The 25,907-nt window shown below is 72.1% G+C and carries 25 protein-coding genes and 1 pseudogene; 12 read left to right on the plus strand and 14 right to left on the minus strand.

Annotation, left to right across the window (positions count from 1 at the left end; translation table 11 throughout):
• The first annotated feature begins 26 nt into the window (after positions 1 to 26).
• Entirely contained in the window at positions 27 to 266 is a 240-nt protein-coding gene (locus ABGB21_RS12825; RefSeq protein ID WP_347651603.1) for a hypothetical protein, read from the plus strand.
• Positions 267 to 282: 16 nt separating this feature from the next.
• Here the strand turns inward: ABGB21_RS12825 and ABGB21_RS12830 are convergent.
• A pseudogene (locus ABGB21_RS12830) lies at positions 283 to 1,710 on the minus strand (FAD-dependent oxidoreductase); the annotation flags it as partial.
• Between the two features lie 27 nt (positions 1,711 to 1,737).
• Positions 1,738 to 2,253 carry an MSMEG_6728 family protein gene (locus ABGB21_RS12835; protein WP_347651604.1) on the minus strand — a complete coding sequence of 172 codons (516 nt, stop codon included), beginning with the start codon at positions 2,251 to 2,253 and terminating at the stop codon, positions 1,738 to 1,740.
• A gap of 99 nt (positions 2,254 to 2,352) precedes the next feature.
• Between ABGB21_RS12835 and ABGB21_RS12840 the strand changes: the two genes are divergently transcribed.
• Positions 2,353 to 4,251, plus strand: coding sequence for a TrkA family potassium uptake protein (locus ABGB21_RS12840; protein WP_347651605.1), 1,899 nt, complete (start codon positions 2,353 to 2,355; stop codon positions 4,249 to 4,251).
• 176 nt (positions 4,252 to 4,427) lie between these two features.
• On the opposite strand, the gene ABGB21_RS12845 is transcribed toward ABGB21_RS12840, so the two are convergent.
• A complete protein-coding gene (locus ABGB21_RS12845; RefSeq protein WP_347651606.1) occupies positions 4,428 to 4,835 on the minus strand; it encodes a hypothetical protein in 408 nt (135 codons plus the stop codon).
• Positions 4,836 to 4,936: 101 nt separating this feature from the next.
• A complete protein-coding gene (locus ABGB21_RS12850) occupies positions 4,937 to 6,166 on the minus strand; it encodes a serine hydrolase domain-containing protein (protein WP_347677842.1) in 1,230 nt (409 codons plus the stop codon).
• A gap of 286 nt (positions 6,167 to 6,452) precedes the next feature.
• Between ABGB21_RS12850 and ABGB21_RS12855 the strand changes: the two genes are divergently transcribed.
• Positions 6,453 to 7,067, plus strand: coding sequence for a TetR/AcrR family transcriptional regulator (locus ABGB21_RS12855; RefSeq protein WP_347651608.1), 615 nt, complete (start codon positions 6,453 to 6,455; stop codon positions 7,065 to 7,067).
• Between the two features lie 230 nt (positions 7,068 to 7,297).
• Here ABGB21_RS12855 and ABGB21_RS12860 read toward each other — a convergent pair whose 3' ends face one another.
• Complete coding sequence (locus ABGB21_RS12860; RefSeq protein ID WP_347651609.1) at positions 7,298 to 8,500, minus strand: DUF4032 domain-containing protein; 1,203 nt, start codon at positions 8,498 to 8,500, stop codon at positions 7,298 to 7,300.
• A 106-nt stretch (positions 8,501 to 8,606) separates the two neighbouring features.
• On the opposite strand from ABGB21_RS12860, the gene ABGB21_RS12865 reads away from it, so the two are divergent.
• Together ABGB21_RS12865 and ABGB21_RS12870 are read left to right on the plus strand one after the other, a co-directional pair.
• Positions 8,607 to 9,374, plus strand: coding sequence for a phosphatase PAP2 family protein (locus ABGB21_RS12865; RefSeq protein ID WP_347651610.1), 768 nt, complete (start codon positions 8,607 to 8,609; stop codon positions 9,372 to 9,374).
• 66 nt (positions 9,375 to 9,440) lie between these two features.
• The gene (locus ABGB21_RS12870; RefSeq protein WP_347677844.1) at positions 9,441 to 10,700 is read left to right on the plus strand and encodes an APC family permease; all 1,260 of its coding nucleotides are present in this window, start codon (positions 9,441 to 9,443) and stop codon (positions 10,698 to 10,700) included.
• Position 10,701: 1 nt separating this feature from the next.
• Here ABGB21_RS12870 and ABGB21_RS12875 read toward each other — a convergent pair whose 3' ends face one another.
• From ABGB21_RS12875 to ABGB21_RS12895, 5 genes are all read right to left on the minus strand, one after another.
• The gene (locus ABGB21_RS12875) at positions 10,702 to 11,637 is read right to left on the minus strand and encodes a DUF3105 domain-containing protein (protein WP_347677846.1); all 936 of its coding nucleotides are present in this window, start codon (positions 11,635 to 11,637) and stop codon (positions 10,702 to 10,704) included.
• Positions 11,638 to 11,715: 78 nt separating this feature from the next.
• Positions 11,716 to 12,624, minus strand: a complete 909-nt coding sequence (locus ABGB21_RS12880; RefSeq protein WP_347677848.1) for a hypothetical protein — start codon at positions 12,622 to 12,624, stop codon at positions 11,716 to 11,718.
• 152 nt (positions 12,625 to 12,776) lie between these two features.
• Positions 12,777 to 13,901 carry an N-acetylglucosamine-6-phosphate deacetylase gene (gene nagA, locus ABGB21_RS12885; RefSeq protein WP_347677850.1) on the minus strand — a complete coding sequence of 375 codons (1,125 nt, stop codon included), beginning with the start codon at positions 13,899 to 13,901 and terminating at the stop codon, positions 12,777 to 12,779.
• Positions 13,902 to 13,958: 57 nt separating this feature from the next.
• On the minus strand, positions 13,959 to 14,867 hold the full coding sequence (locus ABGB21_RS12890; protein WP_347651694.1) for an ROK family protein: 909 nt from the start codon (positions 14,865 to 14,867) through the stop codon (positions 13,959 to 13,961).
• A gap of 98 nt (positions 14,868 to 14,965) precedes the next feature.
• Positions 14,966 to 15,895, minus strand: a complete 930-nt coding sequence (locus ABGB21_RS12895) for a sugar isomerase (RefSeq protein WP_347677852.1) — start codon at positions 15,893 to 15,895, stop codon at positions 14,966 to 14,968.
• A gap of 174 nt (positions 15,896 to 16,069) precedes the next feature.
• Between ABGB21_RS12895 and ABGB21_RS12900 the strand changes: the two genes are divergently transcribed.
• Positions 16,070 to 16,855 carry a DeoR/GlpR family DNA-binding transcription regulator gene (locus ABGB21_RS12900; RefSeq protein ID WP_347651616.1) on the plus strand — a complete coding sequence of 262 codons (786 nt, stop codon included), beginning with the start codon at positions 16,070 to 16,072 and terminating at the stop codon, positions 16,853 to 16,855.
• A gap of 73 nt (positions 16,856 to 16,928) precedes the next feature.
• Positions 16,929 to 17,633, plus strand: a complete 705-nt coding sequence (locus ABGB21_RS12905; RefSeq protein WP_347677854.1) for a hypothetical protein — start codon at positions 16,929 to 16,931, stop codon at positions 17,631 to 17,633.
• Between the two features lie 14 nt (positions 17,634 to 17,647).
• On the opposite strand, the gene ABGB21_RS12910 is transcribed toward ABGB21_RS12905, so the two are convergent.
• Together ABGB21_RS12910 and ABGB21_RS12915 are read right to left on the minus strand one after the other, a co-directional pair.
• Positions 17,648 to 18,292, minus strand: a complete 645-nt coding sequence (locus tag ABGB21_RS12910; protein ID WP_347651618.1) for a response regulator transcription factor — start codon at positions 18,290 to 18,292, stop codon at positions 17,648 to 17,650.
• On the minus strand, positions 18,280 to 19,446 hold the full coding sequence (locus ABGB21_RS12915; RefSeq protein ID WP_347677856.1) for a histidine kinase: 1,167 nt from the start codon (positions 19,444 to 19,446) through the stop codon (positions 18,280 to 18,282). The genes ABGB21_RS12910 and ABGB21_RS12915 overlap by 13 nt, the downstream gene beginning before the upstream one ends.
• A 213-nt stretch (positions 19,447 to 19,659) precedes the next feature.
• Between ABGB21_RS12915 and ABGB21_RS12920 the strand changes: the two genes are divergently transcribed.
• The 4 genes from ABGB21_RS12920 to ABGB21_RS12935 all read left to right on the plus strand — a co-directional run bounded on the left by ABGB21_RS12920 (position 19,660) and on the right by ABGB21_RS12935 (position 22,610).
• Positions 19,660 to 19,839, plus strand: coding sequence for a hypothetical protein (locus ABGB21_RS12920; protein ID WP_347651620.1), 180 nt, complete (start codon positions 19,660 to 19,662; stop codon positions 19,837 to 19,839).
• Positions 19,840 to 19,949: 110 nt separating this feature from the next.
• Positions 19,950 to 20,969, plus strand: a complete 1,020-nt coding sequence (locus ABGB21_RS12925; protein ID WP_347677858.1) for an ATP-binding cassette domain-containing protein — start codon at positions 19,950 to 19,952, stop codon at positions 20,967 to 20,969.
• Positions 20,966 to 21,982, plus strand: a complete 1,017-nt coding sequence (locus ABGB21_RS12930; RefSeq protein WP_347651622.1) for an ABC transporter permease subunit — start codon at positions 20,966 to 20,968, stop codon at positions 21,980 to 21,982. Before ABGB21_RS12925 ends, ABGB21_RS12930 begins: the two co-directional genes overlap by 4 nt.
• Positions 21,983 to 22,172: 190 nt before the next feature.
• Positions 22,173 to 22,610: a DUF3263 domain-containing protein gene (locus ABGB21_RS12935; protein ID WP_347677860.1), complete on the plus strand. Its 438-nt coding sequence runs from the start codon at positions 22,173 to 22,175 to the stop codon at positions 22,608 to 22,610.
• A gap of 120 nt (positions 22,611 to 22,730) precedes the next feature.
• Here ABGB21_RS12935 and ABGB21_RS12940 read toward each other — a convergent pair whose 3' ends face one another.
• Positions 22,731 to 22,943, minus strand: coding sequence for a hypothetical protein (locus ABGB21_RS12940; RefSeq protein WP_331214315.1), 213 nt, complete (start codon positions 22,941 to 22,943; stop codon positions 22,731 to 22,733).
• A 182-nt stretch (positions 22,944 to 23,125) separates the two neighbouring features.
• On the opposite strand from ABGB21_RS12940, the gene ABGB21_RS12945 reads away from it, so the two are divergent.
• Entirely contained in the window at positions 23,126 to 23,950 is an 825-nt protein-coding gene (locus tag ABGB21_RS12945) for a hypothetical protein (RefSeq protein ID WP_347651624.1), read from the plus strand.
• Between the two features lie 34 nt (positions 23,951 to 23,984).
• Here ABGB21_RS12945 and ABGB21_RS12950 read toward each other — a convergent pair whose 3' ends face one another.
• Complete coding sequence (locus tag ABGB21_RS12950; RefSeq protein WP_347677862.1) at positions 23,985 to 25,904, minus strand: ATP-binding protein; 1,920 nt, start codon at positions 25,902 to 25,904, stop codon at positions 23,985 to 23,987.
• Positions 25,905 to 25,907: the final 3 nt, after the last annotated feature.

A 25,907-nucleotide genomic window follows, 5' to 3' on the forward strand; every position in this document is an offset into this window, starting at 1 on the left:
TAACCCATCGGGGTCAGACTGACCTGGTGGAACGCCCCTTGCCCGCCGCCACCCTGCTGATCGGGGTCACGCTCGGTGTTGTCGTCGGCATCGCGTACGCGGTGGCGAGGCGGGCCTGGGCCGACTACCGCAAGACCCGGGCCAGCCTGCCCGGGATGCGGAAGGCTGCCTGGGCGTTGACCCGGCTCGCCACCAGCAAGGGCGGCATCGTGCTGCTGCTCTGCCTCGCCGTCGTCGGCTGGGCGGCAACCGGCGGCGAGCCCTGACCCGGAGACCGTTGGATCAGCGGCGGCGGGCGAGCAGGCCGTACCGACGGATCGCCCGGACCGGTTCGGTGGCCGCGCCGAGCCGACGCAGGATCTGGTTCGCGGCCTGGAAGCCGGTCACCGCCGCCCGTTCCAGCAGCGCACTCGGCACGTCGGTGGTGACCCCGTCGCCGGCCAGCCAGATTCCGTCGGCGTCGGTGACCACCCCGGGGCGTTCGGCGTGGTCGCCGGGCCGGAACGCCGGGGCCTGCCGTTCGACCCGGGCCCGCAGGTCGCGTACCGGCAATGTCGCCACCTCCGGCCAGAGCCCGGCCAGCTCCCGGCGCATCCGTTCGGCCAGCTCCGGCGCGGGCACACCCTCCGGGCAGGCGTACGCGTGCAGTTCCAGGACCGACCCGCCGGTGCCGGCCGCCCAGCGGCGCGACGCCGCCTCCTGCCGGTGGTAGAGCGTCACCGAGTCCAGGGTCGGCTCCCGGGAGACGCTGCTGAAGATCGCCCGGTCCGGAGCCACGTCGCCGCCCAGCCAGTACCGGGCGACCGCGTACGGCGGTCCGACCCCGAGCCGGGCCACCCGGCGGGCGAGGACCGGAGCCGTGGCGGCCAGCTCCGGTGAGTTTCCGAGCAGCCGGGTCAGGGCCGGTGGGTCGACCGCGAGCACCAGATACCGGGCCCGGTGCCCGGTCCCGTCGGCGGTCGCCACCCGCCAGCCGGAGCCCTCGGGGCGGACCGCCTCGACGTGCGCACCACAGTGGAGCTGCGCGCCGTGCCGGTGCAGGTGGACGGTGAGCGGGGCCCAGATCGCCGTCTGGTAGTCGGCGTCCGGGGCGTCGAAGGCCAGCCCCTCCGGGTTGCCGAGGAAATAGAAGTGGAAGTTCGCCACCAGTTCGGCGGCGGAGAACTCCGCCTCGTGGTTGAAGAACGCGTGCGAGAAGACCTCGAAGAGCATCGCCCGCGCCCGGTCCGGCAGCCGCAGCCGGTCGAGCAGGTCGGCCGCCGTCGTACCGTCCAACTCGGCGAAGGTCCGCTCCGGGTGGTACGCCAGCAGCGGCAGCGCCGCCCGGCCGTCCATCCGGCGCAGGTCCCGCAGCCGGAAACTGGGGCTGCGCAGCAGCAGGGCGAGCACGTTCCACGGCGGGGCGGCCGGCAGCCGGCCGAACTCCTCGGCCGGCCAGCTCCGGTGCAACGCCGGATAACCGGGTACGGGCCGGAGCAGTCCGAGCGTCGGATCGATCCGCCGCAGCAGGGCCCGCAGGTTGTGGTACTGCCGGAAGAACGCGTGGAAGCCGTGGTCGACCGGCTGGACGGTGCCGTCGGCGAGGGTGACCGGGGTGGTGTCGAGGCGCCCGCCGAGCGTCGGCCGTCCCTCCAGGACGGTCACCGGTACGCCCCGCTCGGCGAGCAGCACCGCCGCGCAGATGCCGGCGACCCCGCCACCGACCACCAGGACGTCAACCGTCTCGGACACGCCTGCCTACCGGACCGCCGGGTCCGCCGGGGCGGCGGAGGCATCGTCGCGGCAGCGGGGTGGCCGGTCCGAGTCCGGCCAGACGTACGGCAGGTCGGGCGGGACGTCGCCGAAGAGCCGCCCGTAGTGGTCGGGATCCTTGCGCAGCAGCGACGAGCGGTGGCTCAGGTGCAGGTCCTCCCGGCCGAGCCAGGGCGGCACCTCGCCCGCCTCGACGAGTTCGTCCTGCTGACGTACCTCGGTCAGACCGCAACCGGCGGCGAGGTCGGCGACGAGCGTGCCGGCGCAGGTGTCCGCCCGGCCGGTCGAACACCACTCGTCACAGATGTCCAGGCCGTAGCGGACCAGCGCCTCCTCGTACCCGGCCCACATCTTGACCGCCGGGTGGTGCCGCCAGCCGTACCCGGGACGGGTCAGGCCGCGCAGCACCTGCAGCGCCTCGACCCGCTGCTTGCCGAGCCGCCGCTGGTCCAGGGTCCGGGCGCTGTCCCGGAAGTTCGGGTACGGCAGGAACGTCTGCACCCGGCGCGACTACCCCCTGAACGGCGTGGTCATGTCCGGTCCGCCCCCGTTGATCATTTCGGGGTCCCGGCGGGTGATCGTGCTGACTACGATCCGGACATGGCGGATCTCTGGCGGACAAAGGCCCGGCGGGCGTTCGAAACCAGACTCCGCGACGGGTTGCGACCGGTCGGGGACACCCGCCCGCACTACGTCGTCTGCGGCCAGGGCTCCCTGGTCGTACAACTTGTCCAGGAGCTGATCGGCAACGACCCGAACGGCGCCAACCTCCGGCTGACCGTCATCGTGCCGCACCTGCGGCCCCGCGACGGCGGCCCGGATCTCCGGTCGATCCGGGGCGTACGACTGCTCCGGGCCGACCGGCTCGACGAGACGACGTTCCGGGCGGCGGGACTGGTCGGGGCGGCCGGGCTGGCGCTGCTGCACCAGGACGACGTCGGGAACATCGACGCTGCGCTCTGCGCCCAGGAGGTCGAGCCCGAACTCCGGATGGTGCTGCGGATGTTCAACATGAGCCTCGGCTACAAGATCCGTCAGCTCTTTCCGGACGCGGCCGTCCTCTCCGACGCGTCGATGGCGGCGCCCGCGTTCGTCGCGGCGGCACTCGGCGAGGTCGCGCCGACACACTTCCGCTACGGCGGCCGGACCTTGTACGTCGCCCCGCGCGCCGACGTCCACCCGGACCAGGTGGTCTGCGCGCTCGCCGACACCCACGACCCGAGCCACCCGGTGGTGCTGCCGACCGACCCGGCCATCGCCGACCTGGTGCTGGCCGCGGCGACCGGGCAGGCCGGCGCCGACCTGGCCGACCAGCGGCGGTCGCAGTGGCTGCGGCGCCGGCGGCGACGCCGGAAGTCGGTGCTGCTCCGGGCGGTACGCTCGTTCGCCACCCGCAAGATCGGGATCGCCACCCTGACCGTGCTCGGTGTGGTCCTCGTCCTCGGGTTCCTGCTGCACTACATCGAGGACCAGAGTCTCGGCAACGCGCTCTACGTGACCCTGGTGACCGCGGTCGCCGGCGCCGATCCGGACGTCGAGAAGGGAGCGGCGGCGCAGGCTCTCCAGGTGGTGCTCAACATCGCCGGGCTGGCGTTGATCCCGCTGATCACCGCCTCGGTGGTCGACGGCATCGTCAAGGCCCGTCTCGCCCTGGACGCCGGTGCGCTGCCGAGCGAGCGCAGCGGACACGTGGTCGTGGTCGGGCTCGGCAACGTCGGTACCCGGGTGATGTACCAGCTCCACGACCTCGGGATCGACGTGGTCGCGATCGACAAGGACCCGGAGGCCCGGGGGACGGCGGTCGCCCGCCGGCTCAACGTACCGCTGATCATCGGGGACGCGGCCCGGGAGGAGACCCTGGAAACCGCCTCGGTGGCGAACTGTCAGGCCCTGGTGGTCGTCTCCACCGACGACGTCAGCAACCTTCAGGCGGCCCTGAACGCCCGGACGCTCAACCCCGACCTGCGGGTGGTGCTCCGGCTCTACGACGGCGACTTCGCCCAGCGCATCCAGAAGACGTACGCGATCGACGTCTCCCGCAGCGTTTCGTACCTGGCCGCGCCCTCCTTCGCGGCGGCCCTGCTGAACCGGGCGGTGATCGCCACGATCCCGGTCGACCGGCACGCGCTGCTGGTGGCGGAGGTGTCGGTCGCCGTCGGCTCGGCGCTCGCCGGCCGGGAACTGCGCGCGGTCGGTACGTCCGCCGGGGTCCGGGTGATCGCGTTGACCCGGGCCGGGCAGGGCCGGATCGAGTGGACGCTGCCACCGGAGCACCAGCTCCGCCCCGGCGACCGGCTGACCGTGGTGGTCCGGCGGGCCGGGCTCAACCGGCTGCTCCGGGAGGCGAGTGCGCCGTCCCCGGCACCGTCGTACCGTCCGCCGGAGGATCCGGTGCCGGTGGTGACCCGGGCACTCCCGTCCGGGAAGTCGGGGCGGGCCGGCCGGCGGAGTCAGTCGATCCCGCCGCCCCGTCGGCCGTCGAACCCGTCAGGTGGATAGGAACGGCGGGAACTGCCGTAACGGTCGGCGCCTTCGAGGTGACCCTCGAAGGTCGGCGTTCCGCGGGCCGTGGGCAGTCCTCAACAATCCGCGTCACACCGACCAGACCCATCGGTACCGACCGTCCGACCCTCGCCGCGGTTCCGGGGCCCGGTACGGACCCCGGAAACCTGCGATCAAGCGGCGTCGAGGGCTTCGATGATCCTGCGCGTCATCTCCGCCATGGTGGGGCTGGTCTCGCCTTCGTGTGCCTGGGTGGCTGCTTCGACGGCGACGAGGACGGCCCTGCGGAAGTTGTCGGCTTCTGCCGGGTCCTGCTGCCTGAGCAGGCTGGCGGTTGCTGTCAGGGCCGGCAGCACATGCTCGGCGATAGCGGCGACGGATCTGCCGTCCAGGTCCTTGCCCTTCGGATAGGTGGCGAGCACATGCCCGATCGGACCGGTGGCGGAGGCCAGCGCGAGGGAGCCGTGGGTGGCGACCTTGTGGGGCGAGCCGGCGGCGTCAGCGGCGGCCAGCAGCGTGACGGCGCCGTACGCGGCGGTGCGCAGGGTGCGCTTGTCCTGGTCGGTCAGGGTTATGGACATGGTTGGGTGCTCCTTTGGCTGGGGGACGGGTGGTGCATCGACGGTTCGGCCCGTCGTGGGTTGACCGTTGGGTGTCGGGGGCCTACCGAAACGCTGGCGGGTCAGTCGTCGAGGGCCTGGTAGACCGTGGTCCAGAAGTCGTGGATGGCCCGGGCCGGGTCCGGTACGGACATCCCGACCTGGGTGAGCAGGATGCCGGCGAGCTGGTTGTGCGGGTCGGCGTAGGCCGAGGTGCCCATTCCACCGTCCCAGCCGAACTGGCCGATGGGTGCGTAGTCGCCGCGGTAGGTACGCACCGCCATGCCGAAGCCCCAGCCGCCGTGCTGCCCCTGCCCGAACGACAGATGGACGTTGTTCCTGGCCATGGCGTCCCGGGCGGCCTTTTGCTCGGGTGTGAGGTGGTTGGTGGTCATCAGCGCGACGGCGGGCCGGGAGAGGATCCGTTCGGTACCGTGCATCCCGCCGTTGAGCAGCATCCGGAAGTACGTGTGGTAGTCGTCGACGGTGGTGACCAGCCCACTACCGCCTGACTGGAACGCCGGAGGCTGGCTGTACTGTCCGCCGTCTGCCTCGTCCCACACGATGAACTCTCCGGTCTGGGCGTCGGGAGCGTAGCTGGGCGGCAGCCGGTCGACGTCGCGGGCGGACACGTGGAAACCCGTGTCCTTCATGCCTAGTGGATCAAGGATGCGCTCGCGCAGGAACGTCCCGAACGACTGGCCCGTGACCCTGGCGACGAGGATGCCGAGTACGTCGTGGCTGATGTGGTACTGCCACCGTTCGCCGGGCTGGTACATCAGCGGGAGCTGGCCGAGGCGGCGCATCCACTCGTCCGGCTCGGGATAATCCGTCATCCTCGCCGGGAAGATCGCCTGCTCGAAGATCGCCCCCATGAGGGGAGTGCCCAGCGCCGTCATGTCCATGCCGAGCCCGAACGTGGAGGTCAGCAGGTCCCGTACGGTGATCGGCCGCCGCGCCGGCACGGTGTTGTCCAGCGGGGCGTCGACGCTGGTCAGCACGCGTCGGTCGGCCAGTTCCGGCAGCCACTGCTCGATCAGGTCGTCGAGCCGCAGCCTGCACTCGTCGAGCAGCACCATCGTGGCCGCCATCGTGACCGGCTTGGACGCGGACGCCAGCCGGAAGATCGTGTCCCGGGCCATCGCCGGGCCACCGTCGTGGCGCATCGTGCCGAGCGCCTCGACGTGCGTCTGACCGCCCCGGCTGATCAGTGCGACGAGCCCGGGAATCTTCTTGGACTCGACATGCCGTGCCAGCACGTCGTGGAGTCTGCGCAGCCCTGCTTCGGAGAAGCCCTTGTTGCCGGTATGCATCGTATGTCTCCCTGTGTCCGTGTTCGATCCGAGAGATCCGACCCGCGTGGCGCCAACGGCCCGGCGAGCTGGGCCCCGGCGTCGGTCTTGCGACAGCGGCCTGCCGGAAGATGTTCTGTGGGGCGCATTAACGCCTCCGTTGTAGCGTTAACTGCGATCAAGGTAGCGCCATGGCATCGCTAACGCAACCCAGGTTTTCTTTGCACCTGGATTGGGCGAATAAAGGAGAATGTGGTTGCGTTAAGCTGGCCGGGCAGGACGCTGACCACCGCGAGAGGAGCCACCCTTGTCCGACGACCGCCCGGCACCAGGAACAGTGCGACCCCGCGGGCGCACCGAACGTGTCCGCACCGCCGTCCTGGCCGCCACCCGCGCCGAACTGGAGGCGCACGGATACTCCGGCCTGAGCGTGGAACGCGTCGCGGAGATCGCCGGAGTTGCCAAGAGCACCGTGTACCGTCGATGGCGCGACCCGGTCGGCCTACTCACCGAACTCCTCCACGATCTGTCCGGGGCCGAGGTGCCTCTGCCCGACGCCGGATCGCTGGAGGTGGCCCTGCGCGACCTGGCGCTGGGCATCTACCGCTTGTACACCCACCGGGCGTGGCGTCCGATGGTGCTCGGCCTGATCGCCGCAGGTGTACACGACCCGCGAGCGGCACAGGCGTTGCATGACTTCTTCCAGGTCCGCAACAACCTGGCAGCCGAGCCAGTGCGAAACGCCATCAAGCGTGGGGATCTACCCGCCGACACCGACCCGGTGGAGGTCATCCGAACTCTCGGCGCGCCCCTCTACTACCGGATGCTCGTCACCCATGAACCGATCGACGAAATCGTGGCCGAACAGGCCGCAGCGACCGCCATCGCGGCAGCGAAGGCCGGAACGTATCGGACGCGATGACCGCACCGCGTCGACCTCGCCCTGCGGATGGTGGTGAGGGCACGCCAAGACCACGCGCTGCGGAGCACGTCGACCGGCATCCGCCCTGCCGACAACTGATGGTCCGGGTCGACGCGCTCGCCTTGCCGCCCGTTGAGCCCGGATCAGCCGACCTGAGTGCGGGTCAGCCGCCCTGACCGGACGTGCGGGTCAGCCGGCGCGGGTGCGGGTCGGCCGACCTGAGCGTGTCGTCAGCTGACCTCGACGCCGAGTACGGCCTGCTCGTCCGGCCGGTGCACCAGCACGTCGGAGAGGAACGACTGGACGGCCGGCGCCAGCCCGAGGTCCCGACCCGCCTGTTCGGAGAGCCGCCAACGGTGCTCGATGATCTGCACGAAGAGTTCGGCCGGTTCGAGTTTGCCGCGCAGGTGTGTCGGCACCGCCCGGACCACCGGCTCGAAGACCTCGGTCAGCCAGCGGTGCGCCGCCTGCTGCTCGTCGGTCAGGTCGCTCTCCGCCCGGTAGGTGTCGAGGTCGTTGAGCAGCCGGCGGGCCTGGTTCTCCTCGGCGTCCAGGCCGGTCAGCCGGAGCAGCCGCCGGGTGTGGTAACCGGCGTCCACCACCTTTGGCCGGACCAGGTAGCGCCCGTTGTCCACAACGGACATCGCCACCTCGGCGACGTCGAAGCCGAGTTCGTTGAGCCGGCGGATCCGCCGCTCGATGTCGTGCCGGGCCTCCCGCTCGACCTGCTGCTCGTACGTGATCTCGTGCCACAGCCGCTCGTAGCGCTGGACGACCTCCTCGGAAACGGTCTCCGGGTCGATCGCGTCGTGCAGCAGCCCGGCGGCCTCCAGGTCGAGTGCCTCGCCGAAGATGTTGACCCGGGCGATCTCCAGATCCTCGCTCCGCTGCCCGTTCGAGAGCTGCCGATGCAGCATGCCGGTCTCGGCGTCGACCAGATAGGCCGCGAAGGCGCCGGCGTCCCGCCGGAACAGGGTGTTGGAGAGCGAACAGTCGCCCCAGAAGAAACCGGTCAGGTGCATCCGGACCAGCAGGGCGGCCAGCGCGTCGAGCAGCCGGGTCATCGTCTCCGGGCGCAGCGTGTGCGAGAAGAGCGCCCGGTAGGGGAGGGAGAACTGCAGGTGCCGGGTGATCAGCACCGGGTCGAGCGGTTCGCCGTCCGGGGTGTGCCGGTCGGCGACGATGGCCACCGCCTCGACGCTCGGGAAGTCGATCCGTTCCAGAGCGCGGAGCAGGTCGTACTCCCGCTCGGCGACCCGTTCACCGGTCTCCTTGACCGCGTACACCGTGCCGGCCAGCCGGACGAACCGGACGATGTGCCGGGAAATACCCTGGGGCAGCGCCACCAGCTGGTCGGCGGGCCACTGCTCCAGCGGTGTCGACCAGGGAAGGTCGAGCAGCGCCGGGTCGACGAGAGCCGAAGTGATCCGCACGGTTATCAAGCATGCCGGTCCGCGCCGCCCACCGCCTCCCCACGTGGTTGGGCACACACCCCGGCGCCGTCCCGTTCGGCGTGCGTCCGCCCGGTAGCGTGGTCGGATGCGGGAAACCACGACGGTACGGCGGCCGCTGCGGCTGCGTCCGGTCAGCCCGGCCGGCTGGTGGTTCGACGGGCTGCTGCTCGCGGCGGTGATCGGACTCACCGCCGCCCTCGCCGCCGGCCAGCTGCACGATCTTGACCTGGCGGTCCGGTCCTGGGCCAACGGGCATCGCCCTGAGTCGGCGTACTGGGTGGCCCGGGTCCTCAACTCGCTTGGCCAGGGCGGCTGGTTCCTGATGCCGATCACCTTCGGGCTGGCGGCACTGGTCATCCTCCGGACCCGGTCGATCCGGCCACTGCTGGTCGGGGTCGGCGCGTTCGCGCTCACCTCGTTCGTGGTCGGCCCGGTGAAGATCCTCACCGACCGGGCCGCGCCCAGTTCGAAGCAGTTGCCGCCGCAGGAGTCGGTGCAGCTCTTCAACACGCTGCCGCCGGACGAGTGGGACCTGTCGTACCCGTCGGGCCACGTGGCGAACGCGATCGTCTGGTACGCGGCGATGGCGGTGCTGGTCGCCGCGCTGCTGCGGACCTTCGGCCGGCCGGACGCCCCGGCCGGGCTGTACCGGGCGATCCGGGTCGTGCCGCCCGCGATCGTCTTCTGCACCACCACCTATCTCGGCTGGCACTGGATCACCGACTCGATCGCCGGTCTGCTGCTCGGCCTGCTGCTCGGCCGCCTGCTGACCCGGGTCCCCTGGGACGACCTGCCGCTTCCCGCGCTGCCCGGCGGGGTGCACCGCCCCGCCGGCCTCACCGCCGACGACTGACGCCCGCCCGGTCCCACCTGCGGCGCGTTGCCAGATGTTCATCAGTGCCGGCTAGGGTCACGCACCGTGGAACAGTTGACCCGCCGACTGGGCGTATCGGACGCGGTGGTCATCGGACTCGGCTCGATGCTCGGCGCCGGGGTCTTCGTGGTCTTCGCCCCGGCCACCGCCGCCGCCGGCAGTGGACCGGGCCTGCTCGCCGCCCTCGCGGTCGCCGGCTTCGTCGCGTACTGCAACGCGACCAGTTCGGCCCGGCTCGCCGCCCGCTACCCCGAATCCGGCGGCACCTACGTGTACGGGCGGGAGCGGCTCGGCCCGTTCGCCGGATTTGTCGCCGGCTGGGGCTTTGTCGTCGGCAAGACCGCGAGCTGCGCCGCGATGGCGCTGACCATCGGGGCGTACCTCTGGCCCGGACAGGCCCGACCGGTGGCGGTGGCCGCCGTGCTGGCGTTGACCGCGGTCAACCTGCGCGGCGTGCAGAAGACCGCCCGGGCCACCCGGTGGTTGGTCGCCGTCACCCTGACGGTGCTGGTCCTGGTCGCGGCGGTCGGACTGTTCGGCGGAGAGTTCGGGGCGGGCCGGATCTCCGAGGCGACCGGCGGCGCCGGGTCGATCGACCACGGGCTGGTCCCGGTCGGCCTGCTCACCGCCGCCGGGCTGCTCTTCTTCGCCTTCGCCGGCTACGCCCGGATCGCCACCCTCGGCGAGGAGGTACGGGAACCGGAGCGCACCATCCCGCGCGCGGTCCCGCTTGCCCTCGGCCTGGTGCTGCTGGTCTACCTCGCGCTCGCCGTGATCACGTTGGCGGTGCTCGGCCCGGCCCGGCTCGCCGCCTCGACCGCGCCGTTGGCGGACGTGGTCGACACGACCGGGCTGACCGGCCTCGACTGGGTGGTCCGGGCCGGAGCCACGGTCGCGGTGACCGGCGTACTGCTGGCGCTGATCGCCGGGGTCGGCCGGACCGTGCTGGCGATGGCCCGGCGCCACGACCTGCCCGGCGGGCTCGCCGCCGTACACCCCCGGCACCGGGTGCCGCACCGGGCCGAGATCGCGGTCGCCGCCGTGGTGGTCCTGGTGGTCTCGCTCGGCGACATCCGGCACGCGATCGGCTTCTCCAGCTGCACCGTGCTGGTCTACTACGCGATCACCAACGCCGCCGCGCTCACCCTCGGGCGTGATCCCGACCGGCGGCTGCCGGTACGACTGCTCGCCGTACTCGGGCTCGCCGGCTGCCTGCTGCTCGCGCTCGCCCTGCCGCTCGGCAGTCTGCTGGCCGGCATCGCGGTCCTCGCCGTCGGCGCCCTCGTCCACCTCCTGCGGAGGTAACTCAGCGGGCCGTGTCGGTGATGCCGCCGCCGCAGGGTGCACCGGGTTCGAGTGACGCGGTGACCCGGTAACGCTTGATGAACTCGTCGATCGCCGGGTCGTCGGGGCTTTCGACGGCGAGCTGGTAACCCCACGCCTGCAACGAGATGCGTGGCGTCTGGCCGGGGTACGGACTGAGCATCATGTACTCCTGGCCGCGTACCCGTTCGGCGAGCTTCTCCACCTCGGGCCCCGCCAGCTCCAGCCGGTACGTGATCCACACCGCGCCGTGCTCCAGGCTGTGTACCGCGTTGCCGTTGGCGATCGGCGCCGGATAGACGTCACCGTTGCAGTTCTGCCACTGGATGTAGTGCGGGCCGCCGGCCGGCGGCGACATCGGGTAGGTGACCAGGCCCGAGACGTGGTCGGGGGAGAGCACCTCGGGGCTCGTCTCCCGGTAGTTCACCACCGCCGCCAGGTCGGTGCCGTTGTCGTCGCGCTGCTGGTACCAGAGGAATCCGCCGATGCCGCAGGCGGCGAGGAGGACCAGGGCCAGCCCGCCCGCGACAAGTCCGATGATCAGACCGGTCCGCTTCTTCGCCGCCGGCTGCGGCTGCCCCGGGTACGGCTGTCCCGGCTGGCCGTAACCCGGCGGTGTCCCGGGCTGACCGTAACCGGCCGGCGGGTATCCCGGCTGGCCCGGCTGCCCGGCCTGGCCCGGGTACCCGGGCTGTGCGGGGTAACCCGGCTGTTGCGGCTGGCCCGGCTGCGCGGGGTAACCCGGCTGGGCCGGGTAGGCCGGCTGTGGGGGATAACCCTGCTGCTGCGGGTGCCCCGGCGGGGCGGAGGAGACCGGCGGCGGTCCGTACCCGGGTTGCGGGGGCACCGGCGGCCCGGAGGTCGGCGGGATGCCCGGCGTGCCGGGCTGCTGCTGGTACGGCGGCTGCGGATGACCCATCTCTGCCTCTGCTCTGCTCTGCGGCACGGGCGGCGCGGAGCCGATCCTACCGAGGAATGTTCGGCTGCCGGTCCACGGCTATTCGCGCTCGCCGACCAGTTGGATTCCGGCACGGTCGATCAGCAGCACCGACGGCACCAGCTCGGTCGTCGGGTACGGCGAGGAGCGGACCATCTCCTGGATCTCCGGCGCCCAACCCGAGTCGGCCGCGGCGACGACCAGGTCGTCCGGGCAGGGTATCCCCACCACGAGCCGGTCGGTGTCGAGCACCTCCATCATCCGCTCGCCGAACCCGGGCAGCGCCACCGCCGAGGCGGCCAACGAACCCTCCCGGTGCAGGGTGAGCAGCTGGCCCTTCTCCGACTCGCGGCCGTCGATCCGCAGGCCCCGGCTGAGCGCGCCGTACGCCTCGTCGAACAGGTCGGCGACCGGGGGTTCCCCGATCCGCTGCCGGGTGTCGTGGGTCAGGTGACTCATGCCGAGGGTGCCGCGCGGCGTCGGCGCCACCATGGCGAGTGCGACGTGCAACCGGCCCGGCACCAGCGTCTGGTGGGGCAGGGACTGGAGCATCCCGGAGCGGGGGGACGCGGCGCTCCACAGCACCGGCAGCAGTTCGCCGTTCTCCTCGGCGTGCCGCATCCGGTCCGACGTCTCCGCCGCCAACTGCTCCTCGTGCGCCTGTCGCATGATGTCGCGTACCTCGGCGAAGGCCCGGTCCCAGTCGCCCGGCTCCGGGCGGTCGAAGTTGTGGGTGACCTGTGCCTGCGGGAAGAACTCGCCGATGAAGCGGGCGTCCGTGTCCGTCGTCGCCCACTCGGTGTGCAGGGCGACGACCTCCTCGGGCCGTGCGCCGTCCCGGGCCGCCACGACCTGCCAGGCCTGCCGGACACCGTCCTCGTCCCGGGTCGGCGCGTCGGCTATCGCGTGCTCGCCCTCCCCGCGGCGCAGCAGGAAGACCACCATGTTCCTGGTGGGGTCGACATTCATGGCGTTCCTCCCCGGTTGTGCGTCCGGGGGACCGTACCCGACCGGGCTGGCACCGGCGTCCACCGGGCCGACACCGGGCCGGTCGGGCCGACACCGGGCCGGTCGGGCGGACGCCGGTCGGGGCCGACCGGGTGGGGCGGGCCGGGCGAACGCTAGTCGTCGAGCCAGGTACCGGCGCGCATCACCCGGACCACGTTCAGGTTGTCGTCCAGCACCACCAGGTCGGCGCGCAGGCCGGGCGCCAGCGAACCGACCCGCTCGCCGAGCCCGATCGTCCGGGCCGGGGTGGTGGCCGCCATCCGGCAGGCGTCCACGATGGAGACTCCGGCGGCGACCGCCCGACGCAGCGCGACGTCCATGGTCAGGGTGCTGCCGGCGATCGCACCCGGGGCGCCGTCGTCCCCGGCGAGCCGGACGACACCGTCGCTGACCACCACCGGCTGCCCGCCGAGTTCGTACCCACCGTCCGGCATCCCGGCGGCGGCCATCGCGTCCGTGATTAGCGCGGCCCGGTCCGCCCCGGCGACCCCGGCGGCGAAGGCGAGCGTGCCGTCGTGCAGGTGCACCCCGTCGGCGACCAGCTCACAGACCACGTTCGGGGAGCCGAGCAGGGCGAAGACCGGCCCGGGTTCGCGGTGGTGCGGGCCGCGCATGCCGTTGAACAGGTGGGTCGCGACGGTCGCGCCGGCGATGATCCCGGCGCCGGTCTGCTCGTACGTCGCGTCGGTGTGCCCGATCGCCGCCACCACCCGCTGCGAGACGAGCAGTTCGATCGCGGCCAGGGCGCCGGGCAGTTCCGGGGCGAGGGTGACCATCCGGACCGTACCGCCGCCGAGCGCGAGCAGTTCGGCGAGCTCGTCGACCGACGGATCGCGGAGGAACTCCGGGTTCTGCGCCCCGCACCGCACCGCCGACAGGTACGGCCCCTCGTAGTGGACGCCGGCCAGCACCCCCTCCTTGACCAGCGGAGCGTACGCCTCGGTGGCGTCCCGCATCAGCTGGTACGGCGAGGAAACCAGACTGGCGAGCAGGGTGGTGGTGCCGTGCGTCAGGTGGAAGGCGGCGGCGCCCCGGGCCGCGTCCGCGTCGCCGGTGGTGAAGGTGTGTCCACCGCCGCCGTGGGTGTGGATGTCGACAAAACCGGGGACGATCCAGTGTCCGTCCCGGATCGACGGATACTCGGCGACGGCGGTGATCCGGTCACCGTCGAGTTCCACGCAGCCCTGTCGGATCACCCCGCTCGGGGTCACCACTCTCCCACTGACGCGTACGGTCACGTCGCCTCCTCGCGCTGCTCGTCGTCGTCCCGTCCGGGCGAACGGGGGATCGACCGGTTACGAAGTCTTCCACGTGTCGAGGGCGAGCAGGGCGGCGCCGAGGCAGCCGGCCTCGTCGCCGAGCGCCGCACGGACCAGCCGGGGTTCGGTCTGGAAGGTCAGCCGCTGCCGGAGCGCGAACCGGAGCGGGTCGAGCAGCCCGGGGCCGGCCTCGGCCAGCCCGCCGCCGAGTACGACCACCTCAGTGTCGTACAGGGCCTGGGCGACGGCCAGCCCGTCGGCGAGGGCGTCGACCGTCTCGCGCCATACCTGACCTGCGGCTTCCTCGCCGGCGGCGGAGCGGGTGAACACCTCGGCGGCGGTTGCCGGGGTGCCGGTCAGGGCGGTGTAGCGCCGACCGACCGCGGCGGCCGAGGCGACCGCCTCCAGGCAGCCGGCACCGCCGCAGCCGCAGGGCGGGCCGCCGGGGCGAACGACGATGTGCCCGAGCTCGCCGGCGGCGCCGTGCGCGCCGGCGGCGGCCGACCCGTTCACCACGTGGGCGGCGGCGATGCCGGTGCCGACGGCGACGAACAGCACGTGGCGGGTGTCGCGTCCGGCGCCGAGCCGGGCCTCGGCGATGCCGCCGACCCGCACGTCGTGGCCGAGCGCCGTGGGCAGCCCGAGCCGCGCTTCGACCGGCTCCCGCAGGGGTACGTCCCGGAAGCCGAGATTCGCCGACCAGACCGCCGTCCCGGTCGACTCGTCGACCACGCCGGGCACCGCCACGCCGACCGCGACCGGGGTCAGGCCGTCGGCCCGGGCCTTTTCCGTCAGGCCCTCGGCGATGTCGAGGATGCTCGCCACGACGGCGGCGGGGCCGCGTTCGGCTCGGGTGCGGTGCCGCTCGGTGTGCACACCTGTGCCGTCCGGTCGGACCAGGGCGCACTTCATGCCGGTGCCACCGACGTCGAGCGCGACGACCACCTCACCGGCCGGCGGCTGGTCCGCCCCGGTGCCGGGCCTGGTGGCCGTGCCGGGCTGTGCGGTTCCGGGGTTCGCGGCGGTGCCGGAGGCGGGGTCGGTCACGCGAGCACCACGGACCGGGTGAGGTGCCGGGGTGCGTCCGGGTCGAGCCCGCGTCCGGCGGCCAGGGCGACCGCGAACCGCTGGGCCAGGATCAGGTCGGCCATCGGGTCCAGCGGCGGGCGTCCGGCGGCCCAGCCGCCGATCACCGCGTGTACGCCGTTGGTGCGGCTGTGGATGAACGCCGCCCCGGTCGCCGCGATGTCCTCGGCGAGCCCGTCGGGGATCTCGCCGAAGGCCCAGACCACCCGGCCGGGGGCGGCGATGGAGATCGGACCGTGCCGGTAGTCCATCGCCGGATAGGCCTCGGCCCAGGCGGTGGCGGCCTCGCGGCACTTCAGGGCGGCCTCGTGGGCGATCCCGACCGTCCAGCCGCGGCCGAGGAAGGTGATCTGCTCGACCCGGGCCGGGTCGAACGGCAGGGGTGCCCGGACCGCGACCTCGGCGTCGGCGGCCAGGGCGGTGATCTCGGTGCCGAGGTGGGCCCGGAGCAGGGCGAGGGCGCTGGTGGCGAACCGGGTCTGCACCACGGAACGCTCGTCGGCGAAGGGCAGCGCGACCGTGTCGGCGGCGAGGTCGACGGCGGGGGAACCGGGGTCGCCGACGATGACCGTGCTTGGCCGGAGTCCCCGCAGCGCGTCCAGTACGTCGAGGACCTCGGTGGTGGTGCCGGAGCGGGTGATCGCCACGATCCGGTCGTACCGGCGGTCGAGGGGGAACTCGGAGGCCTGGAAGGCGTCGGTCTCGCCGTGTCCGGCCTGTTCCCGCAGGACGGCGTAGGCCATCGCCATGAACCAGGACGTGCCGCAGCCGATGACCGCGACCCGTTCACCCCGGGCGGGGAGTACGCCGGCGGAGCCGGCGGCCAGGGCGGCGGCTTGTCGCCAGCACTCGGGCTGGCTGCTGATTTCCGCGTCGACGTGGCCCATGTCAGCTCCTGCGCATAATGGCTCAGTTCAACGGTCTTTCGAGCGTCATTCTGCGCGAAGTTGCCGGCGTGTGGCAACCGCGCGCAGGTTTGCGCATAAGTTGGTTTTGCGGCGCCACCTTTCGCGCACTATTGTGCACGCAATCTTCACGCCGTAGGCACCCGGAGGTTCACGGTGGACCGCTATGCGCGATGGAACGCCCTGCTCGAACTGCTGACCGAGAGCGGTCGGGTCAGCGTCGAGGACGCGGCGGACCGACTCGGGGTCTCGCAGGCGACCATCCGTCGGGACTTCGACCAGCTCGCCCAGCAGCAGATGATCACGCGTACCCGGGGCGGGGCGGTCGCCAACGGCGTCTCGTACGACCTGCCGCTGCGCTACAAGACGGCCAAGCACTCCGCCGAGAAGCAGCGGATCGGTACGGCCGCCGCCGCGCTCGTCTCGCCGGGCATGGTGGTCGGGCTCAACGGCGGTACCACCACCACCGAGGTAGCCCGGGCCCTCGCGGTCCGCCCCGACCTCAACAGCAGCGCCGACGGGGCCCAGCTGACCGTGGTGACGAACGCGTTGAACATCGCCAACGAGCTGCTGGTCCGGTCCCGGATGAAGATCGTGGTGGCCGGCGGGGTGGTCCGTCCCCAGTCGTTCGAGCTGGTCGGCCCGCTCGGCGGCGCGCTGCTGCGCGAGGTCACCCTGGACGTGGCGCTGCTCGGGGTGGACGCCATCGACGTACAGCTCGGGGCGGCGGCGCACCACGAGGGCGAGGCGTCGATGAACAACCTGATGGTGGCCCGGGCCAAGCGCGTGGTGATCATCGCGGACTCGTCGAAACTGGGTGGGCACGCCTTCGCCCGGATCTGTCCGGTGGAGCGGATCGAGACCCTGGTCACCGACTCCGGCGCCGACCCGGCGACGGTCCGGTCCTTCCGGGACGCCGGCGTCAACGTCATCTGCGCCTGAGTCGTTCCCCTCGCCCGGCCGAGGGTCGCTGGCCGGTTCACGGCCTTCGGCTATTGTTATTAGCCTAATGACTATGAACCTGAGCGTTTCTGTCGACCGGACCGATCCCACCTCGACGCGTACCCGTACCCGTACCCGGCTCGGCGCCCTCGCGCTCGCCGCCGCCGGAGTGCTGTTCGTGCTCTACCCGGCGGTGCGCCCCTGGCACGACGAGACCACCGTCGACGGGGCGACCGCCTCGATGAGTTCCGGTGCCTGGGTCGCCTCGCACCTGTTCGCCATGCTCGGCTTTGTCCTGGTGCCGCTCGGCCTGCTGGCGCTCTGGGGCACCATCCGGGCCGCCCACGAGGCGTCCGGCCACTCCCGCGCCGAGTCGTACGGCCTCGGTGCCGTGGTCACCGGCTGGACCGGAGCCGGCCTGACCCTGCCGTACTACGGCGCGGAGGACTTCGGCCTGCACGCCGTCGCCCGGGCCGGTGCCGACGGGCAGCGGCTCGACCTGCTCGCGCTGGCCGACTCCGTACGCTTCCACCCGGTCGCGGCGACCACGTTCGCGCTCGGTCTGCTGCTGCTCGCCGTCGCCGGGATCCTGGCCGCGCTCGCGGTCCGGCATGCCGGGACGCTGGCTCGGCACAGCGCGGTTCCGTTCGCTGCCGGCTTCGTTCTCTTTCTCCCGCAGTTCTTCGCGCCCGCCGGCCTGCGGATCGCCCACGGTGTACTCGTCGGCCTCGGCTCGGCCTGGCTGGCCTGGGAGTTGTGGCGAACCGATCCCCGGTAACACTCTGTGGCGGGTCAGGTGTGGTTCAGGTAGGCCAGCACCGCCAGCACCCGACGGTGTCCACTGTCGCTCGGCGGCAGCCCCAGCTTCAGGAAGACGTTGCCGATGTGCTTGCTCACCGCGCGTTCGGTCACCACCAGGGTCCGGGCGATCGTCGAGTTGTCCCGCCCCTCGGCCATCAGTTTCAGCACCTCACGCTCGCGTGGGGTGAGCGACTCCAGCGGATCGTCGCGCCGGCGGGTCAGCAGCTCGGTCACCACCTCCGGGTCGAGCGCCGTCCCGCCGTCCGCCACCCGCTCCAGGGCGTCGAGGAACTCGTCGACCCGACCGACCCGGTCCTTGAGCAGGTAGCCGACCCCGGCGGCGCCGCCGCGGAGCAGCTCGGCCGCGTACGTCTCCTCCACGTACTGGGACAGCACCAGGACCGGCTGGCCAGGGATCTTCCGCCGGGCGTCGAGGGCCGCGCGCAGGCCCTCGTCCCGCAGGCCCGGCGGCAGACGTACGTCGAGCACGGCGATCTCCGGGCGGTGCTCCAGGATCGCGGGCAGCACCTCCGGCCCGGTGACCACCGCCGCCACCACCTCGTGGCCGGCGGAGGTCAGCAACAGGACCAGCCCTTCCCGGAGCAGGGCGTTGTCCTCGGCGATCACCACACGCACGGCAGGTCCACCTCGATCGTCGTCGGCCCCCCGACGGGGCTGGTCATGGTCATCGCCCCGTCCAGGGCGGCGACCCGGCGCCGGATGCCCAACAGTCCGCTGCCGCCCGCCTCGTGGGCACCTCCGCGACCGGAGTCCCGGACCACGATCCGTAATCCCCGGGGGACGCGGCTCAGGTGTACCGCCGCCCGGTTCGCCCCGCTGTGCCGCGCCGCGTTCGTCAGCGCCTCCGCGACGACAAAGTACCCGGCTGCCTCGATCGCCGCCGGTGGGCGCGGGTCGTCCGGCCCTGCCAGTCCGTCCACCTCGACCGCCACCGTCAGTCCGCTGCTGGCGGCGAGGGCGCGTACCGCGCCGACCAGACCCCGGTCGCTGAGGATCGGCGGATAGATGGCCCGGACCACCTGCCGCAGTTCGGCCAACGCCTGCTCGGCCTGGTCCTGGGCCGCGTCGAGCAGACTCCGGGCACCCTCCGGGTCACGGTCGAACTGCCGCCGGGCCAGGCCGACCCGCATCGACAGGGCCACCAGTCGGGCCTGGGCGCCGTCGTGCAGGTCCCGTTCGATCCGGCGCAGCTCGGCGCCGTGTGCGGCGATCGCGTCCGCCCGGGTGGCGGTGAGCGCGGCGATCCGCTCGGCCAGCTCCGCACTCCGGCCGGGACCCGGGGTCAGCAGGGCCCGGGACCAGGCGGCGTCGAGGTCGGTGAGCCGGTCGAGTTGGGGCAGCAGGACCGGCCGCTGACCGAGCAGACCGGACCAGGCGCCGTCGACCAGCAGCGCGAACGGCCAGACCACCAGCGCCGCGATGAACAGCCCCAGCCCGTAGCCGAGGTGCAGGACCAGCCAGCGCAGGTCCCGCCAGGTCTGTGGATCGGTCAGCGCGGTCCGGACCCGTTCGCCGAGCCGGCCGGTCAGCGGCAGGTACGCCTCGGGTATCTCGACGCCGCTCCACTCGGCGGCCTGCCGACGTTTGAACCCGGCGAGGTGGCGGAGCACCAGCACGGTCTCCGGCAGGGTTCCCGCGCCGATCACCGTGCCGGTCAGCACCACGGCCAGCGGGACCAGCGCGAGGAAGACGTACGACCCGAGGGCCAGTCCCGCCGCGACGGTCAACCGGTACGTCCCGCGTAGTGCGTTGTCGATCGCCTCCCGCATGGCCACCAGGCTAGGCGCGGAACCGGACGCTGACGGTGGGGCGGACCGCCGGAGTCGTGGTGTAGCAGGCTGCACCCCGGATCCGGGGGTTCGGCCCATCGATCCCTTCCGTTGTCGCCGGCACGATGGAGTCGTACCACGGACGACGGCTCGTCCGACGGACCCCGCGGCTCGCGGAGCGCCGGTCGGACCATCTCGAAGGGATCGAAACTCATGAAGGCTCTGTTCTGGATCGTGCTCGCGGCCGCCATCGTCGCGAACATCCTGGTCGGTATCACCGTCCCGGACGGGATCTCCCAGCTCGCGATGAGTGCCGGCACCGGCGGGGTCGGGATCGCCGCGCTGGTCGGGCTGGTCGGCCTGCACCGGCGGCAGCGGCAGGAGCAGCCCTGAGCCGTGGCGGCTCGCCGCCCGGCGGCGCGCCAGTAGCGCGGATAGCACACTAGCTCGCAAAGCGATGGTACGGTGTCGGCGATATCGGACGTGACCAGAGAGGCCGATGGATGGCTCCCGTACTGGAGATCGAGGGATTACAGAAGACCTACCGGAGTAGACGCCGGGGCACCCGTCGCGCGTTGGACGGGTTCGACATGGTGGTCGAGGCCGGTCAGGTGCACGGCTTCCTCGGGCCCAACGGCTCGGGCAAGACGACCACCCTGCGTACGCTGCTCGGGCTGATCCGGCCGAACGGGGGCCGGATGGCGATCCTCGGTCAGGAGGTGCCGGCGGCACTGCCGACCGTCGCCGGCCAGGTCGGCGCGATCGTGGAGAGCCCCCAGTTCTTCCCGCACTTCACCGCCCAGGACACCCTCTCCCTGCTGGCCGGCGCCGGCGGGGTGCCGCAGCAGCGGGTGACCGAGGTGCTGGAGATGGTCGGGCTGCGCGAGCGGGCCAGGGAACGGGTCAAGGCGTACTCGCTCGGCATGAAGCAGCGGCTCGCCGTCGCCTCGGCGCTGCTGAAGAACCCGAAGCTGCTGATCCTCGACGAGCCGGCGAACGGGCTCGACCCCGGCGGCATCCGCGAGATGCGGAGCCTGATGCGCGACCTCGCCTCGAGCGGGATGACCGTGGTCCTCTCCAGCCACATCCTGGGTGAGGTCCAGCTGATCTGCGACTCGGTCACCATCATCTCGCTGGGCCGGCGGGTCGCCGCCGGTCCGGTCGCCGAGGTGCTGGCCCAGCACTCCGGCAACGGCCTGCGGGTACGCCTGGAGGCGGTCACCGACCTGCCGTCCGCCGCCGACCTGCTGACCCGCGCGGGCGCCCAGGTCACCCCGGCCGAGGACCACCTGCTGGTGTACGGCCTCGACAAGCCGGCCACGGTCACCCGTACCCTCGCCGACGCCGACCTGTACGTCAGCGAACTCGCCCCGGTCACCGTCGACCTGGAGAGCGTCTTCCTGGAGCTGACCGCCACCGCCCCGGTCCCCGGCCAGCACCGGCAGGTCGACCAGTCCGCGGTGGTCGGTGGCCAGTCCGGCGGCGCCTCGTCCGACTCGACCGCCAAGGGGTGGGGAGTATGAGCCTCTACACGACCGAGCTGCGTCGGCTGCGCAAGCGGCGTTTTGTCCGGTACATGACCCTGGCCGGTCTGCTGGTGCTGGTCGCGGTGGCGGCCGGGATGTTCTTCACCAACCAGAAGATCGGGCCGAAGCAGCTCGCCGCGGCGGAGCGCTCCGCCGAGCAGGTGTACCAGCAGAACGTCGGGTACGCCCAGCAGGCCCGTACGGACTGTGAACGGGCCAAGGCGGCCGGCGAGCCGAACAACAACCGGTTCCCCGAGGACTGCTCGACGATCACGCCGCCGCCCCGGGAGTCCTTCGAGGCCCGGTGGTTCCTGCCGGCGACCTTCGACTTCCGGGAGCAGTTCCCGGAGACCGCGATCACCTTCACCGCGGTGCTGGCGCTTGTCGCGTTTGTCGCCGGGGCCTCGTTCGTCGGCGCGGAGTGGAGCACCGGCGGCATGATGAACCTGCTGCTCTGGCGACCACAACGGGTCAGGGTGCTGCTCACCAAACTGGCCGCGCTGCTGACTGCGCTGTTCGGGGTGACGGTGGTCGCCGCGGCGGCCTGGACGGCGGCGTTCTGGGCGACCGGCACCTACCGCGGGACCACCGGCGGGATGACCTCGGGGGCCTGGCAGTCGGCCGGCCTGACCGGGCTGCGCGGACTGGTGCTGATCCTGGTCGCCGGCACACTCGGCTTCGGCCTCGCCTCACTGGGCCGGCACACCGCGCTGGCGCTCGGCGGGGTGCTCGGGGTCATGGTGGTGGGACAGTTCGGACTCGGTGCCGTCCTGGCCATCGCCCAGGTGAAGTTCATGGAGACCTGGCTGTTGCCGACGTACCTGCTCGCCTGGATGCAGAAGAAGATCACTCTGCAGAACTGGGACTCCTGCCAGGTCTCCTACACCGGCGAGTGCCAGCCGGAGACCCTGGACGTCACCTGGCAGAACTCGTCGATCCTGCTCTCGGCCGCGCTGGTGCTGGTGCTCGGTGCGGCGATCTGGACGATGCGGCGGCGGGACATCACCTGACCCGACCGGTGTCAGGAAGGGCTCCCACGCGGGGGCCGTGGGAGTGCGGGGCGGCGACCGGGGGGCGCCGCCCCGCACCGTTCGTGGTGTGCCGGGTCACCGGGCGCGGCGGCCGATGCGGTCCTGGCCGGCCGTCGCTACCCTGGGGAGGCTGTTCGCAGGTCATGACCCCCAAACCACGGAGGAGCGGATGAGGTACGCCGACGCTCCCGCCGACGACGAGGCGGACGACAACACCGCCCCGGTACGCGTGCCACAGCCGCGCGGGCCGGAACCGGCCGGATCCACCGAGCGGTCCGACAACGGGCCGGAACCGGCTGCATCGGCGCTTACCGACGCCCCGGAGAGCGGGCTGTCGCCGGACGGATCGGCACCGGCGCCCGGCGCTGTTCCCGCCACCCGCCTGACCGACCGGGAGCGGGAGATCCTCGCCTTCGAGCGGCGCTGGTGGAAGCACGCCGGTGCCAAGGAGCAGGCGATCCGGGACAGCTTCGACATCTCCGCGACCCGGTACTACCAGATCCTCAACGGCCTGCTCGACAACCCGGACGCGCTCGCGGTCGAGCCGGTGCTGGTCGCCCGGCTGCGTCGGCTCCGGGCCACCCGTAGTCGCAGTCGGCGCCGCTGACCTGGCCGTCCGTCCGACGGGGCGATCGCCCCGTCGGGACGGAGCATGGTCAGGAGCCGCGACCGGCCACCGCGGACCCCCGGCGACGGCACTCACGCGGACGCCGCCGGGGGTTGCGGCTCACTTCTCGTACGTCCGCAGCCCGTTGCCGAGTGCGATGAACGTCGGCGCCCACTCGCCGATGAAGATGCCCCACCGGTCGGCGCGGTCGATGCCGGCGTTCTCCATCTGTTTCGACAGCATCCAGCTCAGGAACGACAAGCCGATGCTGGCCGCGCCCGCGATGTACATGTGCTCGGCGCGTAGCCCCATCTTGTGCAGGTGTCCCAACATTTCTGCTCCCCTCCGCACTGAACCCCCACGATCGACGCTACCGTCCGTGACCAACCCTGTTCGGAGGATTGCTGATGTCGGTGTCGCCGGCACCCGGACCGAACGAGCGGATCGGCGGAGACGACACCGGAGCCGGGCGCGACGCGGTAGACAGGAGTCATGTCATCCGCGGAGTCGGGCCGATGATGCGGGTCCGGTCGGCCTCGGTGCCGGCACCGGGGCGGATCGGGAACGAGGACCACGTCTTCCGGTACGGGGACCTGGTCGGCGTACTCGACGGGGCGACGGTGCCGGAGGGCTTCGACACCGGCTGCGTGCACGGACCGGAGTGGTACGTCCGGCACCTCGCCGCCCGGATCGGGCTCGCCACCGCCCAGCGACCGGCCGCCGCGCTCGCCGGAAACCTGGCCGCCGCCATCCTGGCGGTCCGGGCCGACCACGACGGCCGGTGCGACCTCGACCATCCGGGCACCCCGTCGGCCACCGTCTGCCTGCTCCGCTACGGCGGTGACCACATCGACTACCTGGTGCTCTGTGACAGTCCGCTGATCCTCGACCGAGGCGAGCGAATCGAGGTGATCTCCGACAACCGGCTCGACACGGCAATGGCCGACCTGCGGCAGAAGGCCCTCAGCCTGACCGGGCACGACGCCGACCACGTCACCCGGTTCCGCCGCTCGGTGACCCTGCAACGCGAACAGATGAACCAGACCCACGGCTACTGGGTCGCCGCCGCCAACCCCGACGCGGCGTTCCACGCCGTCACCGGCAGCCGCCCGCTGACCGGCCCGGACCGGGTACGCCGGGCCGCGCTGCTCACCGACGGCACCTCCCGGGCGGTCGAACAGTTCGACCTGTTCGACTGGCGGGGTCTGCTCGACCTGCTCAGCTCGGCCGGGCCGGACGAGCTGATCCGTCGGGTCCGGCTCGCCGAGGCCGACGACGGCCAACGCCGGTCCGGCTTCAAGCGGTACGACGACGCCACCGCCGTCCTCTGCGAACTGTAGGGCCGACAGCGGTGACCGGCGTCGGGTGCGGCGGTCAGGGCTGGCCGAGTTGGGCCATCCGGGCCAGCGCGGTGACCCAGAACCGCTGCCGTTCCGGGCTCTGCCCGACCAGGTAGGTGGCCCGCAGTTTCGGCGGCAGGTACGGCAGCAGCCCGGCGACCAGGTCCAGGTGCCGTTCCAACTGGGACACCTCGGCGTTGGAGAAGATCTGGTGCACCAGGTCGGTGTCGTTGGTGCCCTCGGCCGAGGACTCCGACGCGGCGGCCAGCCGGGCCGTCCAGGCGGCCTGCTGCCGGGCGAGTTCCCGCAGCCCGATCCGGGGCCGGTCGGCGAGCCGGGCCTCCAACGCCGACAGCGGGACCGGGGCGTACTCGCCGTCGCCGAGGTAGATCAGCGCCGGCTCCAACGGCATCCCCACCTGGTGCAGCCGGATCAGGCGTTCCAGGGTGCGTTTGGTGACCCAGTCCCGCCCCTCGTCGTCGATGTCGGTCTTCCACCACTCCAGGACCGTCTCGGCCGTCTCGCCGTACGTCGAGATCAGCCACTCGTTCGCCGGGATGTCCTCGGGGCGTACCTCGTAGCTGACCGTGAACCGGCTCGCCTGGGCGACGTTGTTGCTGGCCACCAGGAGTTTGCGGCCGAGGTGGTAGGGCGGGTTCTGCAACGCCACCTGGGCACGCAGGTTCGGGATCGTCCGCCCGGCGAGCGTCCACTCCTGGGTGATCTCCATCAGTTTGGCGAAGGTCGCCTTGTCCTTGGGGCGGTTGTACTCGTCCCAGACCAGCACCTTCGGCTCCCGGGTGAGCAGCGACCGGGCCAGCATCGCGTCGAGTTCGCCGTCCGGGGTCGGCACCGGTACGCAGAGGTCCTCGACGTTGGTCACCGGCAGCGAGAAGTAGACCGGGTCGGCACCGGTCTCCTCCCGGACGATCTGTCGGGTGATCTCGGTCTTGCCGCAGCCGGGCGGCCCCTGCAGCAGCACCGCCCAGCGGTTGGTGATCGCGGTGCGCAGGATCCGCCGTACCGGATCGGGGATGCTGCCCGGGTTCCGGGCGCCGACCGCCGCCGCGATCTCGTCGAGGATCTCCCCGGTACGGTCCCGGCCGGGCTTGCCGTCGGAGCGCTGCTCGGTCAGCGTCAACCGGCTGCCGTTGTGCAGCGGCAGGCCCCAGGCCAGCGGAAACTCCTCCTCCGCGCAGGCGAGTACGTGCTCCAGGGTGCGGGGTGACAGCAGTTGACGCAGGTGTGGGCTGAGCGACGCCCAGATCCGGAACACCTCCCGCAGGTCCCGGTCGGGGAAGCGGTCGGCGAGCGCGTACCGCCACGCGGTGTCGTTGGCGGTCAGCCGAATGGTCACCATCCGGTCCAGGATCGCCAGGTCGGAGCGGCGTACGGCGGTCTCGGCCAGGGACTCGTTGTCGGTGAGGAAGACCCCGACACAGCCGAGGTCACGCAGGTTGTACTCGCCGAGGGTCCAGTTGCAGGCGATCTGCATCAGCTGGGACTGGACGGTGTTGCCGGCCTGCAACGAGTCGTCGATGAGCAGCACGAACGGTTGCCCGGGGACGAGCTGTCGCATGATCAGTTGTCGGAGTACCAGCTCCCCGCTGCGGGCGTCCCGGACCGGGGCGTTGACCAGCAGGTCGTCCGGGGTCAGGTTGGCCGCCGGCACCACCACGAGGGTGGTGTCCGGGTAGCGCGCCGGGACGTACGACACGAACGTCGAGGTCTTGCCGATGCCGTGTTCCCCGAAGATCTGACCGGTCTGCCCGGTCTCGATCATCGCGTCGATGAAGCGTTCCAGCCGGACGGTGGTCCCGGCGTCGGGTGGCTTCCGGTACGTGGCGTTCGGCCGCCACCGTCGGCGGCCGGCCGCCGTACCGCTGCCGGCCGATACGCCCGTGTCGGCCGACACGCCCGTGCCGCCGTCCCGGATCAGGTCCACTGTATCCACTCG

The organism is Plantactinospora sp. B24E8 (genome assembly GCF_039871735.1).
In the GTDB taxonomy this organism is placed as follows: Bacteria; Actinomycetota; Actinomycetes; order Mycobacteriales; family Micromonosporaceae; genus Plantactinospora.

Bases quoted from the DNA above. Each gene is read 5' to 3' on its own strand.
- ABGB21_RS12865 (WP_347651610.1), top strand. From the start codon at position 8,607: ATGCGGGAAACCACGACGGTACGGCGGCCGCTGCGGCTGCGTCCGGTC.
- ABGB21_RS12875 (WP_347677846.1), bottom strand. From the start codon at position 11,637: ATGGGTCATCCGCAGCCGCCGTACCAGCAGCAGCCCGGCACGCCGGGC.
- ABGB21_RS12905 (WP_347677854.1), top strand. From the start codon at position 16,929: ATGAACCTGAGCGTTTCTGTCGACCGGACCGATCCCACCTCGACGCGT.
- ABGB21_RS12840 (WP_347651605.1), top strand. From the start codon at position 2,353: ATGGCGGATCTCTGGCGGACAAAGGCCCGGCGGGCGTTCGAAACCAGA.
- ABGB21_RS12925 (WP_347677858.1), top strand. From the start codon at position 19,950: ATGGCTCCCGTACTGGAGATCGAGGGATTACAGAAGACCTACCGGAGT.
- ABGB21_RS12895 (WP_347677852.1), bottom strand. From the start codon at position 15,895: ATGGGCCACGTCGACGCGGAAATCAGCAGCCAGCCCGAGTGCTGGCGA.
- ABGB21_RS12930 (WP_347651622.1), top strand. From the start codon at position 20,966: ATGAGCCTCTACACGACCGAGCTGCGTCGGCTGCGCAAGCGGCGTTTT.
- ABGB21_RS12850 (WP_347677842.1), bottom strand. From the start codon at position 6,166: ATGCATACCGGCAACAAGGGCTTCTCCGAAGCAGGGCTGCGCAGACTC.
- ABGB21_RS12915 (WP_347677856.1), bottom strand. From the start codon at position 19,446: ATGCGGGAGGCGATCGACAACGCACTACGCGGGACGTACCGGTTGACC.
- ABGB21_RS12940 (WP_331214315.1), bottom strand. From the start codon at position 22,943: ATGTTGGGACACCTGCACAAGATGGGGCTACGCGCCGAGCACATGTAC.
- ABGB21_RS12920 (WP_347651620.1), top strand. From the start codon at position 19,660: ATGAAGGCTCTGTTCTGGATCGTGCTCGCGGCCGCCATCGTCGCGAAC.
- ABGB21_RS12845 (WP_347651606.1), bottom strand. From the start codon at position 4,835: ATGTCCATAACCCTGACCGACCAGGACAAGCGCACCCTGCGCACCGCC.
- ABGB21_RS12880 (WP_347677848.1), bottom strand. From the start codon at position 12,624: ATGAATGTCGACCCCACCAGGAACATGGTGGTCTTCCTGCTGCGCCGC.
- ABGB21_RS12945 (WP_347651624.1), top strand. From the start codon at position 23,126: ATGATGCGGGTCCGGTCGGCCTCGGTGCCGGCACCGGGGCGGATCGGG.
- ABGB21_RS12935 (WP_347677860.1), top strand. From the start codon at position 22,173: ATGAGGTACGCCGACGCTCCCGCCGACGACGAGGCGGACGACAACACC.